14 protein-coding genes are annotated in these 15,400 nt (G+C 74.6%); 7 read left to right on the top strand and 7 right to left on the bottom strand.

Translation table 11 applies throughout. The annotated features are described in order from the left end of the window. Positions 1-141: 141 nt before the first annotated feature. Entirely contained in the window at positions 142-1,758 is a 1,617-nt protein-coding gene (locus HNR21_RS26665; RefSeq protein WP_182707370.1) for an alkaline phosphatase D family protein, read from the top strand. 26 nt (positions 1,759-1,784) lie between these two features. Here the strand turns inward: HNR21_RS26665 and HNR21_RS26660 are convergent, their stop codons facing one another. The 7 genes from HNR21_RS26660 to HNR21_RS26630 form a co-directional block, all read right to left on the bottom strand. Next, positions 1,785-3,467, bottom strand: a complete 1,683-nt coding sequence (locus HNR21_RS26660; RefSeq protein WP_182707369.1) for a CocE/NonD family hydrolase — start codon at positions 3,465-3,467, stop codon at positions 1,785-1,787. Between the two features lie 111 nt (positions 3,468-3,578). Beyond that, positions 3,579-4,721: an acyl-CoA dehydrogenase family protein gene (locus tag HNR21_RS26655; RefSeq protein ID WP_119729855.1), complete on the bottom strand. Its 1,143-nt coding sequence runs from the start codon at positions 4,719-4,721 to the stop codon at positions 3,579-3,581. A 78-nt stretch (positions 4,722-4,799) separates the two neighbouring features. After that, on the bottom strand, positions 4,800-5,135 hold the full coding sequence (locus HNR21_RS26650) for a hypothetical protein (RefSeq protein WP_182707368.1): 336 nt from the start codon (positions 5,133-5,135) through the stop codon (positions 4,800-4,802). 58 nt (positions 5,136-5,193) lie between these two features. Further along, on the bottom strand, positions 5,194-5,637 hold the full coding sequence (locus HNR21_RS26645; RefSeq protein ID WP_182707367.1) for a putative periplasmic lipoprotein: 444 nt from the start codon (positions 5,635-5,637) through the stop codon (positions 5,194-5,196). Positions 5,638-5,721: 84 nt separating this feature from the next. Then, positions 5,722-6,978 (bottom strand): hypothetical protein, encoded by a 1,257-nt coding sequence (locus HNR21_RS26640; protein ID WP_182707366.1) that lies wholly within the window; start codon positions 6,976-6,978, stop codon positions 5,722-5,724. Between the two features lie 300 nt (positions 6,979-7,278). Continuing rightward, on the bottom strand, positions 7,279-9,066 hold the full coding sequence (locus tag HNR21_RS26635; protein WP_182707365.1) for an ABC transporter ATP-binding protein: 1,788 nt from the start codon (positions 9,064-9,066) through the stop codon (positions 7,279-7,281). Further along, positions 9,063-10,913, bottom strand: a complete 1,851-nt coding sequence (locus HNR21_RS26630; RefSeq protein WP_182707364.1) for an ABC transporter ATP-binding protein — start codon at positions 10,911-10,913, stop codon at positions 9,063-9,065. The genes HNR21_RS26635 and HNR21_RS26630 overlap by 4 nt, the downstream gene beginning before the upstream one ends. 780 nt (positions 10,914-11,693) lie before the next feature. Between HNR21_RS26630 and HNR21_RS26625 the strand changes: the two genes are divergently transcribed. The 6 genes from HNR21_RS26625 (at position 11,694) to trpC (ending at position 15,260) form a co-directional block, all read left to right on the top strand. Beyond that, positions 11,694-11,900 carry a cold-shock protein gene (locus tag HNR21_RS26625; protein ID WP_119729861.1) on the top strand — a complete coding sequence of 69 codons (207 nt, stop codon included), beginning with the start codon at positions 11,694-11,696 and terminating at the stop codon, positions 11,898-11,900. 117 nt (positions 11,901-12,017) lie between these two features. Beyond that, positions 12,018-12,398, top strand: a complete 381-nt coding sequence (gene hisI / locus HNR21_RS26620) for a phosphoribosyl-AMP cyclohydrolase (RefSeq protein ID WP_198679160.1) — start codon at positions 12,018-12,020, stop codon at positions 12,396-12,398. Then, the gene (locus HNR21_RS26615) at positions 12,398-12,982 is read left to right on the top strand and encodes a Trp biosynthesis-associated membrane protein (RefSeq protein ID WP_182707363.1); all 585 of its coding nucleotides are present in this window, start codon (positions 12,398-12,400) and stop codon (positions 12,980-12,982) included. The genes hisI and HNR21_RS26615 overlap by 1 nt, the downstream gene beginning before the upstream one ends. A gap of 106 nt (positions 12,983-13,088) precedes the next feature. Next, positions 13,089-13,751, top strand: a complete 663-nt coding sequence (locus HNR21_RS26610) for a response regulator transcription factor (protein ID WP_119729864.1) — start codon at positions 13,089-13,091, stop codon at positions 13,749-13,751. Between the two features lie 100 nt (positions 13,752-13,851). Beyond that, on the top strand, positions 13,852-14,280 hold the full coding sequence (locus HNR21_RS26605; protein ID WP_119729865.1) for a DUF2752 domain-containing protein: 429 nt from the start codon (positions 13,852-13,854) through the stop codon (positions 14,278-14,280). A 173-nt stretch (positions 14,281-14,453) separates the two neighbouring features. Then, positions 14,454-15,260, top strand: coding sequence for an indole-3-glycerol phosphate synthase TrpC (gene trpC / locus HNR21_RS26600; protein WP_182707362.1), 807 nt, complete (start codon positions 14,454-14,456; stop codon positions 15,258-15,260). Positions 15,261-15,400 lie beyond the last annotated feature (140 nt).

Genomic DNA, 15,400 nt, shown 5'->3' with positions numbered 1-15,400 from the left:
TTCCTTCCACATTCCTCCTGATCGGGGCGGGTGTGAAGCCCGGAGGGCGGATCGGTGTCCGCCGCGCGCGGATGAACACTCGATGGCGGGTTGTGGTCATGGGCTTCCCGGACGGGATGGACATGAGTACTTTTCACAACCGTGACTTCTCTCGATCGTCGTGGTTTCCTCCGGGCGGGTGCGGCCGGGGCTGTGGTGGTCTCCTCGCTGGCGGTGGCGGCGTCCGGTGCGCACGCCGCGCCCGCGTACTTCCGGCACGGGGTGGCCTCGGGCGACCCGCTGCCGGACGGCGTGATCCTGTGGACCCGGGTGACGCCCACCGACGAGGCGACGCCGGGCTCGGGCGACGGGCCGGCCGTGGACGTGGTCTGGCAGGTGGCGCGGGACGCGGAGTTCCGGTCGATCGTGGCGCGGGGGACGTTCCGCACCGGGCCCGAACGCGACCACACGGTGAAGGTGGACGTGCGCGGGCTGACCCCCGGCACCTCGTACCACTACCGCTTCCTGCTGGACGGCACCCCGTCCCCGGTGGGCCGGACCCGCACCGCGCCCGCGGCGTCCGCGCAGGTGGCGGCGCTGAAGTTCGGCGTGGTGTCCTGCTCGAACTGGGAGGCGGGGCACTTCGCCGCCTACCGGCACCTGGCCGGGCGCGGCGACCTGTTCGGGGTCGTCCACCTCGGCGACTACATCTACGAGTACGGCGCGGGGGACTTCGGCGCGGGCGGCACGGTGGTCCGTCCGAACGTGCCGGCGCACGAGATCCTCACCCTGGCCGACTACCGGATGCGGCACGCCCTCTACAAGACCGACCCGGACCTGCAGGCGCTGCACGCCGCGTACCCGTGGATGATCGTCTGGGACGACCACGAGGTGGCCAACGACGCCTGGTCCGGCGGCGCGGAGAACCACGACCCGGCGACCGAGGGCTCCTGGGAGGCGCGCCGGGCGGCCTCCCGCAGGGCGTACTTCGAGTGGATGCCGGTGCGGGCCGGGGCGGACGGCGAGATCTACCGGCGGCTGCGGTTCGGGCGGCTGGCCGAGCTGACCCTGCTGGACCTGCGGAGCCACCGGTCCAGGCAGGAGAGCGGCGTCGTGGTGGACGACCCGGACCGCACGATCACCGGCGACGCCCAGATGCGCTGGCTGAAGGACGGGCTGTCGGCGAGCGCGGGGGAGACCCGCTGGCGGCTGGTCGGCAACTCGGTGATGATCAGCCCGGTGGCGATCGGGTCGGTGCCCGCCCACCTGCTCGGCCCGCTGGCCAGGCTGCTGGGGATCCCGGCCGGCGGGTACGCGATCAACCCGGACCAGTGGGACGGCTACACCGCCGACCGCCAGGAACTGCTCGGCCATCTGCACGACGGGCGGATCGGCGACACCGTCTTCCTGACCGGCGACATCCACACCTCGTGGGCCAACGACGTGCCGCTGACCGCCGCGACCTACCCGGCCACCCCCTCGGTCGCCACCGAGATGGTGGTCCCGTCGGTGACCAGCGACAACATCGACGACTTCCTGGGCGTCCCGCCGCGCACCCTCACCCTGGCGGCCGAGGGCGCGCTGGCGCTGACCAACCGGCACGTGCGCTGGTCGGAGCTGGACTCGCACGGCTTCGGGGTGATCGAGCTGACCGCCGAGCGGGCCCGGATGGACTGGTTCAGGCTGTCGGACCGCACCCGCCGGGACGCCACCGCGACGAGGATGGCGTCGTTCGCGGTGGCCAGCGGAACCCAGCGCCTCACCCGCCTCTGGGGCTGACCCGCCCGCACGCGCGGTGCGACCGCCTAGCAGTCCTCGGCGGCCGGGTCGCTGCGCGTTCGTTCGGCGGCACGTTCCACCACCGGCAGCATGATCGCCGACAGCCGGTCCGGGTCGTGGAACACCTCCTGGTGCTGCACGACCCGGCCGGCGGCGCTGCCCAGCGGCTCGCCGGTCCCGGGATTGACCGCCACGACGGGGAACGCGCCGCCGGTCACGTGCACCCGGACCCGGTGGCCGCGGCGGAACCGGTGACCGGCCGGCCACAGCTCCACCGTCACCGCCCGCACCCCGTCGGCGTCGGCGGGCGGGTCGCCGGGCCGCAGCCGCCGCCCGCCCTCGCACACGTTCAGCGAGGTCCCGTCCGGCGCCACGTCGCACAGCCGCACCACGAAGTCGGTGTGCTCGCGGTCGCAGCGCACGTACAGCCGCGCCGACACCGGGCCGATGACGTCCAGGTCGGCGCGCAGCGGGGCGGAGGTGAACAGCGCCACGTCGGGGCGTTTCTCCAGCGGGCGCTGGTCGACCGGCTTGCAGCTGCCCAGCAGGCTCGGCCCGGACAGCGCGGGCGTCGGGTCGGCCGGGTCGAACGTGTAGCGGGTGGGATCCCCGTTCTGCGGGCCGTCCTCACCGAGCCCGCCGCCCGGATGCAGATGCCAGGGACGCACCCGCATCCCCGGCGGCGGCCAGTCGCGGTAGTCCCGCCACTGCCTGGCGCCCGTCACGTACACCCGGACCGGGTGGGCGCGGATGCCGGAGAAGTCGTCCTTGAGATGGGCGCGGAACCAGGCCAGCGACTCGCGCACCGCCACCAGCCCGTGCCGCGGGTCGGCGTGCCACCACGGCCCGATCGTCAGGAACGGCAGCCGCCCCGCCGCCCGCAGCGCCTGATAGTCCTTGAGCTGCCAGGGCAGGAAGATGTCGTACCAGCCGCCCAGCAGCGTCACCGGGGCGGTGACGTCGGCGACCGAGCCGGTGAAGTCCCGGCTGCGCCAGTACTCGGCGCCGGGCTCGTCGTTGGCCAGCAGGTCCTGCCAGAACCGCAGCGGCGCCCCGGTGGTCAGCGCGTCCAGCTCGGCCAGCGGCCGGCCGGTCGCGGCGGCCCGGCGCGCCCGCCGCTTGGCCAGCAGCGCCCCGTTGATCATGCCCAGCCGCCGTTCCTGCCGGGCGGTCAGGTCCGACCACATCAGCACGGTCTCCAGCGCGAACGAGCCGCCCACATAGGCGGCGTCGCGGAACGAGGAGGCGGAGACCTGCACCGACATCGCCCTGAGCGCCGGTCCCGCCTCGGCCGCCAGCGCCCAGGAGGTGTAGCCGAGGTAGCTGGCGCCGTAGGTGGCCAGCGACCCGCCGAACCACGGCTGCCGCCGGATCCACTCCACGGTGGCCAGCCCGTCCTCCTGCTCCCCGCCCAGCGGGTCGAACTCGCCGCCGGACCCGAACGTCCCCCGGGTGCTCTGCACCAGCAACTGGAACCCGAACGGCACGAACGGCAGCCCGTTCAGCACCGAGGGCAGCCCGCGCCGCCCGTAGGGGGTGCGGACCAGGATCGTCGGCGCGTCCGGCACCCCGGCGGGCGCGTACCGGTCGGTCAGCAGCGTCACCCCGTCCGGCATGGGCACCGGGATGTCGCGCTCGACGGTGTAGCGGAACCGGCCGGTGGGGAGCGGGAGCCGGGTGGGGGCGGGCAGGCGGCGGATGAGGGACATGTGTCCTCCTTGAGCACCCTGCGGGGGGGTGCCGCGACGGCCCGAGGACCCTGCCGGGCCGCCGCTCAATCGGCTACTCCTAAGTAACCTACCTGCCGGTTCGGCGAAGTGTCAGATGCGAGAAAGGTGACGGGCGATGACCATGCGCTGGATCTGGTTGGTGCCCTCGAAGATCTGCATGACCTTGGCCTCGCGCATGTAGCGCTCCACCGGGAAGTCGCGGGTGTAGCCGTACCCGCCGAGCACCTGCACGGCGTCGGTGGTCACCTTCATCGCCGCGTCGGTGGCCACCAGCTTGGCGATGGACGCCTGCCGCCCGAACGGCAGCCCCCGGTCCCGGCGGCGCGCCGCCTCCAGGTAGGTCGCCCGCGCCGACTCGACCGCCGCCGCCATGTCCGCCAGCAGGAACCCCAGCCCCTGGTGCTCGATGATCGGGCGGCCGAACTGCTCCCGCTGCCGGGCGTACGCCACCGCCTCGTCCAGCGCCCCCTGCGCCAGCCCCACCGCGCACGCCGCGATGCCCAGCCGGCCCGAGTCCAGCGCCGACAGCGCGATCGGGAACCCCTGCCCCTCGGCGCCGATCCGCCGTTCCACCGGCACCCGGGCGCCGTCGAACAGCAGTTGCGCGGTGGTGGAGCCGGTCAGGCCCATCTTGCGCTCCGGCGGCCCGAACGACAGCCCGTCCGTCCGCCCGTCGATCAGGAACGCGCTGACGCCCCGCCCGCCGTCGTCGGAGGTCCGGGCGAACAGCACGTAGAAGTCGGCCTCGCCGCCGTGGGTGATCCACGCCTTGGTACCGGTGATCACGTAGTGGTCGCCGTCGCGGACCGCGCGGGTGCTCAGCGCCGCCGCGTCCGACCCGGCGTGCGGCTCCGACAGCGCGTATCCGCCCAGCAGCTCGCCGCCGAGCAGCTCCGGCAGCCGCTTGCGCTGCTCGTCGTCCCCGTACGTCGCCACCGGGTAGCAGGCCAGCGTGTGCACGCTCACCCCGACCGCCACCGACGCCCACACCGCCGCGATCTCCTCCAGCACCTGCAGGTAGACCTCGTACGGCTGGCCCCCGCCGCCGGCCTCCTCCGGATACGGCAGCCCCAGCAGCCCGGCACGGCCGAGCAGCCGGAACATCTCGCGCGGGAACTCCTCGTCGGCCTCGGCTCGGGCGGCCCTGGGACGCAGCTCGTTCGCGGCGATCTCGCGAGTCAGGTCGATGAGCTGCCGGGCCTCCTCGGTCGGCAGCAGCCGTTCGGCGGGCATCGGCGGTCTCCTCTCCTCACCGCCGATGTTAACGGTCATTAACCCCCGTACCGTACCGGGCCGGACATCACGGACGGATCAGCCGCCGCCCTGCGAGATCCGGACGACCACCTGGTCCTGGGTGACCGACTGGACCTGCACGCTCAGGCCCTCGACCTCCTGCCGCCCGTCGACCGGCACGGTGATCTGCTGGCCGGCGACGCGCAGCGTCACGTTGTCCCCCTGCACCCCCACCAGTTCGGCCTTGACGCCCAGGATCGAGGCGTTGGCGTTCACGCCCCGGTCGAACGTCACGGTGCAGGCGTCGATCGAGCAGTCCGTGGTGGTGCCCTCGCCGCCGCACGCGGCGACCGCGCCGAGCGGCAGCAGTACGAGAGGGACCACGGCGACCAGACGGCGAATGGGAAGGAACATGCCGCCGAGTCTACGGGCCGCCCGCCCGCCGGCCCCCCTTCCCGAGGATGAACGGCCGTCATCCCGGGGTGTGACCGTGCCCCCCGCCGCCGTGGTCCGAGCCGGACTCGATCCGGCCGCCGAGGTCCGCGCGCAGCGACCGCAGCGTCTGCTCGGTGCCCACCGCGACCCACCGCGGCCCCACCAGGTAGGTGCCGCCCCACGGCTTGGCCTCCTTGAGCCAGGCGGCCTGGCCCGTGTCGGTGGCGAACGTGACCAGCGTGTACCGGCCGCGGTTGGTCTGGCAGGCCCCCTGCCGCAGCTCGGCGGCCTTGGTCTGGCTCTGCAGCCGGCATCCGGTCTTGGCCGCCAGGTCCTCCAGCCCGGCCGCCATCACCGCGGGCGGGCCGTCCTGGCCGGCGCTCGCGGCCCGGCCGGGGGCGTTGGAGGAGGAGCAGCCGCCGAGCAGCAGGGCGGCGCACAGGACCGGCAGCGGCCGGAGACAGCGGGGGAGGTGGAGCATCGGCCGTCCTTCCGCGAAGGCGTGACTTCGGTCGGAACTTCGCTCGGAGGTACGCGGGCGACGGCGCGAAGGGTTCAGCCGGGGCTAGAACATCAGCCGGTCGGATGCGGCGGCCCGTACCCGCTGGTCCTCGGCGGGGTCGGAATGCAGCCGATGCAGCCGCAGCCGGGTGTCGTCGGTGAACGGGGCGGCGGACACCGCCACGCGGCGGGTCTCGTCCTCGCAGTCCCACAGCCCTTCGACGGCGTAGGACTCGGCGGTGTGCGGGGCGGTACGGGTCAACGAGGTCAGCACACGGGGACGTAGGTACGAATAGGCGGACTCCAGCCAGATCGTCTTCAGCAGCGGAACGGCCTCACCGGCCCGCAACCTGCCCAGTCCCTCCACCGGGCCGGCGACCGCCCCCCAGTCGCGGCGCTCCACCGCCGCCTCCAGCTCCGACATCAGCAACGGGATGTCCTGGTGGGTGCCGTGACTGGCCAGGATGCACAGCGCCAGGGCCTCGCACCCGGCGTGCGCCCGCGCCCAGGCCCGCGCCCGCGGCAGCGCCGCCGACCCGTACTCGCGCAACGCCCGGCACAACGCCCCGCCCCATCGCCCGTCCCGCTGCGGCAGCAGCTCCTCGGCCAGGTCCAGCAACGCGGGGGTCCGCCGCCGGCCCAGCTCGAATATCGCCGCCACCGCGCCGTCGTCGTCCCGCCGCCGGGCCAGCTCCAGCAGCTCCGACTCCGACCGGCCGGACCGTTCCCCGCCCTGGACCGGTCCGCCGGGCCGGCGCGGTCGCGTCCCGCCGCCGGCCCCGGCCCGCCGCCGGCCCAGCGCGGCGGCGATCCGCGGCCGCCGCCCCGCCCAGTGCCGGATCACCGGATTGTCCGGATCACCGGCCAGCCACTCCAGCTCACGGTCGTCGCACCGGGCCACCACCAGCGCGTCCAGCCCCTCGGCCGGCGCCGGATCGCCCAGCCGGATCAGCGCCTCCACCGCCTCGAACCACAGCTCGCCCTCCTCGGCGCAGGCCCGCAGCAGCCCGGCGGCCTCCCGGCGGCTCAGCCGGACCAGCTCGGCCAGCACCTCGACGGCCAGCCGCCCCTCGTCACCGCAGCCCGGCTCCAGCAGCCGGTCCCCGATCGGCCCCGCCGGCAGCTCCAGGTCGACCACCAGTCGCGCGTAGTACAGCCCGCGCGACTCCACCCGGGGATCCCACCGCGGATCCCGGCGGATGCAGTCCAGGACCAGCTCCCCGGCCCCCGCGGTCCCGGCCGCCCGGCGCGCGGCCCTGCCCAGGCCGCGCTGCAGTTGCCCGTGCAGCGTGCCCGCTGATTCGATGACGACCTCGTTCACTGCGCCAATATGCGCAGACGACCCCTAACCGGGCAAGTTGTTTGGTCGCGCCTCCGGCGCGACGGTTCGCGCGCGTGTTTGATCGCCGCGGCTCCGCCGCGGCGGCGAGCGGGCCTTCGGACGCGCGGCCGTTCGTCGTCGCGGTTCACGATCGCTCGTTCCTCGCGATCGTGAACCGCTCCTCCTCACGACCACGCGGGCCCGCTCGCGGTGGCCTTCAGTCCCTTCGGGTGCGAGGTCTTCAGGCTCGTGGACGGCCGGGTGCAGGGTCTTTCGGGTGTTGGGGTGCAGTTCTCGGGGTCAGACCTTGCGTTGGGCCATCCAGGAGGCGTGCAGGTCGGCGTAGACGCCGGGGACGGCGACGAGTTCGCTGTGGGGGCCGCGCTGGACCAGGCGGCCCCGGTCGAAGACCAGGACCTCGTCGGCGGCCTGGGCGGTGGACAGGCGGTGGGCGATGGAGATGGCGGTGCGGCCCCGGGTGACGCCGTCGAGGGCGCGCTGCAGGCGGACCTCGGTGGCGGGGTCGACGGCGCTGGTGGCCTCGTCCAGGACCAGCAGGTCGGGGTCGGCGAGGTAGGCGCGGGCCAGGGCGACGAGCTGGCGTTCGCCGGCCGACAGGGACTCGCCGCGCTGGCCGACGGGGGTGTCCAGGCCCTGGGGGAGGCCCTCCAGCCAGTCGGCCAGGCCGAGTTCGGTGAGGGCCAGCAGGATGTCCTCGTCGGCGGCGCCGGGGCGGCCGTACCGGATGTTGTCGCCCAGGGAGGCGTCGAACAGGAAGCCGTCCTGGGGGACCATCACGATCCGTTCCCGCAGGGAGGAGAAGCGGACCCGGTCCAGGGGGACGCCGTCGACCAGGATGCGGCCCTGCGCCGGGTCCATCAGGCGGGTCAGCAGCTTGGCGAACGTGGTCTTGCCCGAGCCGGTCTCGCCGACCACCGCGATACGCGAGCGCGGGGCGATGTCCACCGTCACGTCGTGCAGGACGGTGGGGCCGCCGGGGTAGGCGAACGACACGTTCTCGAAGCGGACCTCGATCGGGCCGCGCGGCAGTTCGTGACCCCGCTCGCCCGGGTCGGCCACGTCGGGCGTGGTGTCCAGCACGCCGAGCACCCGCCGCCAGCCGGCGATGGCGTTCTGCGCCTCGTTCAGCACCTCGGTCGCGACCTGCATCGGCCCGACGAACAGCGTCACCAGGAACATGAACGCCACCAGCTCACCGGCCGTCAGGTGCCCGCCGACGCCCAGCAGCGTGCCCGCCACCACGACGGCGGCGGTCGCCAGCGCCGCCACCAGCTCGCTGGACGGGAACGTCAGCGCCACGAACCCCTGCGCCCGCGTCTGCGCCTTGCGGTAGGCCTCCACCGACTCGTCGATCCGCTGCGCGGTCCGCTCCTCGACGGCGTACGCGCGGATCACCGACGCGCCCACCACCGACTCGCTGACCGCCGCGAGCATGTCCCCGACCCGCTCGCGCACCGTGGTGTACGCCCGCGACAGCAGCTTCTGGAACCGGCGCAGCGCCAGCGCCAGCGGCAGGAACGAGGCCCACACCAGCAGCGCCAGCGGCCAGGAGTAGACCGCCATCAGCACGCTGGCCACCACCAGCTGGCCCGCCGACACGATGATCATCAGCCCGCCCCACTGCATGAACTGGCTGATCTGGTCGACGTCGCCGGTGACCCGCGACACCAGCGAGCCGCGCCGCTCGCTGCTCTGGGTCAGCATGGACAGGTCGTGCACGTGCCGGAACGCCTTGATCCGCAGCGTGGCCAGCCCGCTCTCGGTGGTCCTGTAGAGCCGGACGTTCATCAGGTAGCCGGACACCGCGGTGACCACCACGACCACCGCGGCCACCAGCACCGCGGTGCGGATGAACGCCACGTCCGGGCCGCCGGAGGCCTGCAGCCCCCGGTCGATGGTCTGCTGCACGGCGATCGGCACGACCACCCGCCCCGCCGTGGCCACCAGCGCCAGCAGCAGCGTGACCGGCAGCCCGGTCGCGAACTCCGGGCTCAGCCGCAGCCCCCGCCGCAGCGTCCGCAGCGCCCCCTCCTGAGCGGCCGACTCGTCCAGCGCGCTCACCGTCATGCGGTCACCTCTTCACCCTCGATGGCGTCGCGTTCGGCCTCGGCCCGCTCGTAGGCGTTCACCAGGTTGCGGTAGCCCTCCGAGCGTTCCAGCAGCTCGGCGTGCGTGCCGCGGTCCAGGACCCGGCCGTGCTCGATGTAGACGACCTCGTCGGCCAGCGCGATGGTGGCCTTGCGGTAGGCGACCACCACGACGGTCGAGCCCGAACCGTCGCTCTGCGCCGACCGCAGGCCCTCCAGGATCCGCGCCTCGACCTGCGGGTCCACGCTGGAGGTGGCGTCGTCCAGCACCAGCAGCCGGGGACGGCGCACCAGCGCGCGGGCCAGCGCCAGCCGCTGCCGCTGCCCGCCCGACAGGGTCGCGCCCCGCTCGCCGACCCGGGTGTCCAGCCCCTTCGGCAGCGCCGCCACGAACCCGTCGGCCTGCGCCAGCCGCAGCGCCTCCCACACCTGCTCGTCGGGGATGTCGGCGCCCAGCGTCACGTTGCCGCGGACGGTGTCGTCGAACAGGAACGTCTGCTGCGGCACCAGCGCCGCCGTCGCCGCCACCGCGCCCCGCCGGGCCCGGCGCGCGTCCACCCCGTCCAGCAGCACGGCCCCGCCGGCCGGGTCCACCAGCCGCACCAGCAGCGTCGTCAGCGTCGACTTGCCCGATCCGGTCGGCCCGACCACCGCGATCGTGCGGCCGGGCCGCGCGGCGAACGAGACGTCGTGCAGCACCTGCGCCCGCCCGCCGTCGTCCCCGTCGGCCGCGTAGGCGAACCGCACCGCGCCGACCTCCAGCCCGGCCGGCCCGTCGCCGTCCAGCGGGTGCTCCCCGAACGGCAGCGACCCCTCGGCGTCCAGCACCGCCCGCACCCGGTTCCACCCGACGACGCTGCGCGGCACCTCCGCCAGCACCCAGCCCAGCGCCCGGATCGGCCAGGCCAGCAGGGTGAACAGGTACGACACGTTCACCAGGTCGCCGGCGTTCAGCGCGCCCGCCTCCAGCCGCACCGACCCGACCAGCAGCACCGCCAGCACCCCCAGGGTCGGCAGCGCCTCCAGCATCGGGTCGAACAGCCCGCGGATCCGGCCGACCGCCACGTTGGCGTCCCGCAGCCGGCGGGCGCGCTCGGCGAACCGCTCGGTCTCGGCCCGCTCGCGGCCCAGGGTCTTGATCACCAGGCCGCCCTCGAAGCTCTCGTGGGCCACCTCGCTGACCTCGGCGCGCAACTGCTGGGCGCGCGCCGCCAGCGGCGACAGCCGCCGCTGGTAGACCACGTTGAGCAGCGCGATCGCCGGGAACACGCAGAACCCGACTAGCGCCACCGTCACGTCCACCAGCAGGATCGACACCGCCGCCACCAGCAGCATGAACAGCACGCCCACCGCCATCGGCAGCGGCGCGATCGGCGCCCAGGAGGCCTCCACGTCGGCGTTGGCGTTCGACAGCAGTTGCCCGGTGGGGTGCCGGTGGTGCCAGGCCAGCGGCAGCCGCAGGTACTGCCGGGTCACCGCGCGCCGGTAGCGGGCCTGCATCCGGTACTGCATCAGCCCGGCGTAGAACCGCCGCCCGGCCACCCCCAGCGCCTTCAGCAGCGCCACCCCGAGGATCGCCACCGCCCCGCCGGCCAGCGCCCCCGCCGTCGTGCGGCCCTCCCGGAACGCCGGCAGCACGACGTTCTCGGTCGCCCAGCCCAGCACCCACGCGCTGGCCACGGTCATCGCCGCGTACAGCGCGCTGGCCAGGACGGACACGGTGAACACGACGGGTTCGGCCTTGACGGCGACCCATAGGACCCGCATCCCCTCGCGCAGGATGTGGGGCTCGACCCTCGGGGGCCCTGCTGGCACGACGTCCTCCATTCGGCAGCGGACACCGGCGGACGCCGCCGGCCGGGTCCGCGGTGAGGTGGGCAAGGGGACCTGTGGCCCGCTCATGCCTACCATCCGGGGGTGTCCGCTTATTCCCGTGGACGCCCGCCGCGCCCTCCGGCCCAGGTGACGGACGCGGCATGCGGGACCGCGCGCGGCGGGAACAACGCGGCCGGTCCAGGCGTTGACGCCGTCCGGACGGTTTTCCGTGCCAAGAGCAGGTGAACGGGCGGATCGCGTCCATACCCGGTCTTCTCGCCCATCACAGGACGGTTGCGACGCGCATGGACGCGGCGACCGGTCTTTGGCGTGGCCGGTCGTTGAAAATTGCACGAGGGATCCGGTGTAAAGACATCGGTCCGCATACCGTGCGATACCGCGCGCCCGGCCACGATGCGACGAGACGGCCGGCGCAATCGCGCGCCGACAAAGCGCCCGCGCGTTCCCGGAGCGGCCGGACGGGCCGGTACCTCGGACGACGCGCCCGTGACCCGGCCCCGGCGCCCGCCCGCGGCGGACGGCGCGGCCCGGCGCGTCCCGTGCGGCCGGGAATCCGCCGCCCGGGCCTCTCCGATTTACGCCCGACCGGTGATACGGTGGACCCGTCGGTTGCAGTCGTGGTTCACGATCGTTTTGTATGAACGCCCGCGGACTGATGACAGCGGGCGTTTTGGCTTTTCCGGGACGGTTCGGGAGGGCGAGAGCGTACCGCAGGGCGACCGCACCGGGCCCGCGAGGTGCGGACCCGAGTTTTGCCGCAAGGAGAAAGACATGCCCCAGCAGGGCACCGTGAAGTGGTTCAACGCCGAGAAGGGCTACGGCTTCATCGCCGTGGACGGCGACGGTCCGGACGTGTTCGTGCACTACTCGGCGATCCAGACCTCCGGCTACCGGACCCTCGACGAGAACCAGCGCGTCGAGTTCGAGGTGACGCAGGGTAACCGGGGTCCGCAGGCCGACCAGGTCCGCCCCCTGTAACACCCGCAGACGTTCCGTCGGGCCCGCACCATCCAGGTGCGGGCCCGACGTGTTTTCCCCGGACAACGGCGTGGTGCGGTGGCCGGGAGGGCGGGGAGGGCGGGCACAATGGAGGGCATGTCCGAGCGTGCGTCCAACCTGGACCCGAAAATCGCCGCGCGCCTCAAGCGCGATCCCAACGGGCTCGTCCCCGCCATCGCCCAGCAGTACGACACCGGTGAGGTGCTCATGCTCGCCTGGATGGACGACGAGGCCCTGCACCGCACCCTGACCACCGGCCGCGCCACCTACTGGTCGCGCAGCCGCCGGGAGTACTGGGTCAAGGGGGAGAGCTCGGGCCATCAGCAGTGGGTGAAGTCGGTCGCCCTCGACTGCGACGGCGACGCCATCCTGGTGAAGGTCGACCAGGTCGGGGCGGCCTGCCACACCGGTGACCGCACCTGCTGGGACGCCGACGTGCTCGACGCCGTCGTCGGTGAACGTCCCCAGAACTCCTGATGAACGTTCGCCGTGAGCGGGCCGCCGCCGTGCTGGCGTGCGCGGCCGGCGCCGGGCTGGTGCTGCTGGCCGCCGGCCGCGAGTGGGCCGCCGTCCGCGCTCACGGCGCCATCACCCCGATCGACCGGACGCTGACCGGCGCCGACCTGACCGGCGCCGTGAGCGCCCTCGGCTGGGCCGGGCTGGCGGCGCTGGCCGCCCTGGTCGCCACCCGCGGCCGGGTCCGCGCCGCCGTCGGGGCCCTGCTGGTGCTGCTGGGCGCGGGCGCGGCCTACACCGCGGCCGCCGCCGTGCGCCGCTCCCACGTCCTGGCCACCGCCGAGGAGCACAGCACGCTGCTGCGGCTCGGCGCCGACCTGTCGGTGACCACCACCTGGTGGTGGGCGGTCGCGGCGGCCGGGGGCGTGCTGATGGCCGCGGCCGGGGTCCTCACCATGGTGCGGGGGCACCGCTGGCCCGGCATGTCCGCCCGCTACGACCGTCCCGGCGCCGGCCGCCCCGCGCGGCGGCCCGCCCCCGACGATCCGGCCGGGCTGTGGAAGTTGCTGGACCGGGGCGAGGACCCCACCGTCCGCGGCGAATGACCCCGCCCGTACCCATGACGCCGATGACGCCCATGACGCACCCGGAAGCAGCGATGCCCGCCGACCACGACGGCGCCCGGACCACCGGGCCGAGCGCGGGCCGTCCATGACCGAGCCCGCCGGCGGACTCGTCCTGGTCGCCGAACACGACCCCGGCGTGGCCGAGCTGGCCCGCCGCTATCTGGCCCGCGCCGGGTACGACGCCGAGATCGAGCTCGACACCGCCCGCGCCGCGGCCACCGCCGCCCGGCTCCGCCCCGACGCGGTGGTCCTGGACCTGTCCGCCGCCGGGCCGCCCGGCGAGCTGTACCGCAAGGTCCGCCAGGCCGCCGGGGACGCCCCCGTGGTGTGCGTCGTCGCCGCCGGGCAGGCCGCGCCGACCGGCGATCCGGGCGTCGCCGTGCTGGCCCGCCCGTTCGGGCCGCGGGTCCTGGTGGACGCCGTCGCCCGGGCGCTGCGCGGCCGGGGCGGCGACGAGGGGCACGTGCTGCGCGCCGGGACCGTCGTGCTGGACCCGCAGTCCCGCACCGTCACCGCCGGGGACCGGCCGGTCGCCCTCACCGCCACCGAGTTCGACCTGCTGCGGTTCCTGATGGGCCGGCCCGGGCGGGTGTTCACCCGCGAGCAGCTGCTGGAGGCGGCCTGGGAGCCGGGCGCCAGCGCCGGCAACCGCACCGTCGACGTGCACATCGCCCAGCTGCGCGCCAAGCTCGGCGACGCCAGCCCCATCCGCACCGTCCGCGGCGTCGGCTACGCCGTCGACGCATAGGCGTCTGGGGGACGACCTCCCAGACCCCGGGCCGCCGCATCCTCGCCGATCCGTTTCTGCGGGGGCGACCTCCGGGGAGCCCGTTCCGTACGCTGGGACCATGACGCAGGTCGGCGCGGCCCGTACCGGCGGCCTGGCGCGCAGGCTGCTGGGGCCCGCCGTCGTGCTCGGGGCCGTCGCCGCCGGGGTGACCTGGGTCGCCCTGGTCGACCCGCACGAGCCGGGGCACTACCCGGTCTGCCCGTTGCTGTGGGCCACCGGCCTGTACTGCCCCGGCTGCGGCGCGCTGCGCATGGTGAACGCGCTGGCGCACGGCCGCCCCGGCGCGGCGTTCGGGCTCAATCCGCTGCTGTTCGCGCTGCTGCCGGTGCTCGGCTACCTGTACGGCCGCTGGGTCCTGCTGGCGGCGCGCGGGCGGCCGATGACCTCGCGGCTGCTGCGGCCTGCGGCGGCGTACGCGGTCCTGGTCCTGGTGATCGTGTTCTGGGTCGTCCGGAACCTGCCGTTCGGGGCGTCCCTGGCCCCGTGACGGCGGGCCGGGTGGCCGGGCCGTCGGGGCCGGAGGCTACGATCGGGGCACGTACGATCCGCAGACGAGGGGGCCTGATCCGTGAGCGACGTGACGAGCCGGCAGGCGCGGAACGGAGCCGACCCGGTGGCGCACCCGGACGCGGCCGCCGGGCCGCTGGGGGAGGAGGCCGCGTGAGCGTGCTCGCAGAGATCGTGGAAGGCGTCCGGGCCGACCTCGCCGAACGGCAGGCCGCGGTGCCGCTGGAGGCGCTCAAGGACAAGGCCGCCGCCGCCCCGCCGCCGCGCGACGCCATGGCCGCCCTGCGCGCCGAGGGGGTCAGCGTGATCGCCGAGGTCAAGCGGTCCAGCCCGTCCAAGGGCGCGCTCGCGGCGATCGCCGACCCGGCCGCGCTGGCCCGCGACTACGAGGCCGGCGGGGCCAAGGTGATCAGCGTGCTCACCGAGCGGCGCCGGTTCGGCGGCAGCCTGGACGACCTGGCCCAGGTCCGCGCCAACGTCGACGTCCCGGTGCTGCGCAAGGACTTCATCGTCACCTCCTACCAGCTGTGGGAGGCCCGCGCCCACGGCGCCGACCTGGCCCTGCTGATCGTCGCCGCGCTCGACCAGGACGCGCTGGTCTCGCTGGTGGAGCGGGCCGAGTCGATCGGGCTGGTCCCGCTGGTGGAGGTGCACACCGAGGAGGAGGTGGCGCGGGCGCTGGACGCCGGCGCCAAGGTCATCGGGATCAACGCCCGCGACCTGAAGACCCTCAAGGTCGACCGGAGCGTGTTCGCCCGGCTCGCCCCGCTGGTGCCCCGCGACGTGGTCAAGATCGCCGAGTCGGGGGTGCGCGGCCCGCACGACCTGCTCGCCTACGCCTCCTCCGGAGCCGACGCCGTGCTGGTGGGGGAGAGCCTGGTCACCGGGCGCGACCCGCGCACCGCCGTGGCCGACCTGGTCGCCGCCGGCGCGCATCCGGCGCTGCGCCAGGGCAAGTAGGCTTTGCCCATGCCCGACGAGCCTTTGTCGACGTCGCCGCGCGGCCGGGTTCGGCCGCGCCGCCCGCGGGGCATGACCACCTCGCCCAGCGGCCCGGCCGCGGCGGAGGTCGCCGAGCCGCTGCGCGAGCGATGGTGCGC

The organism is Thermomonospora cellulosilytica (genome assembly GCF_014138835.1).
GTDB lineage: Bacteria > Actinomycetota > Actinomycetes > Streptosporangiales > Streptosporangiaceae > Thermomonospora > Thermomonospora amylolytica.
This window is presented reverse-complemented; position numbering and strand designations above follow the sequence as displayed.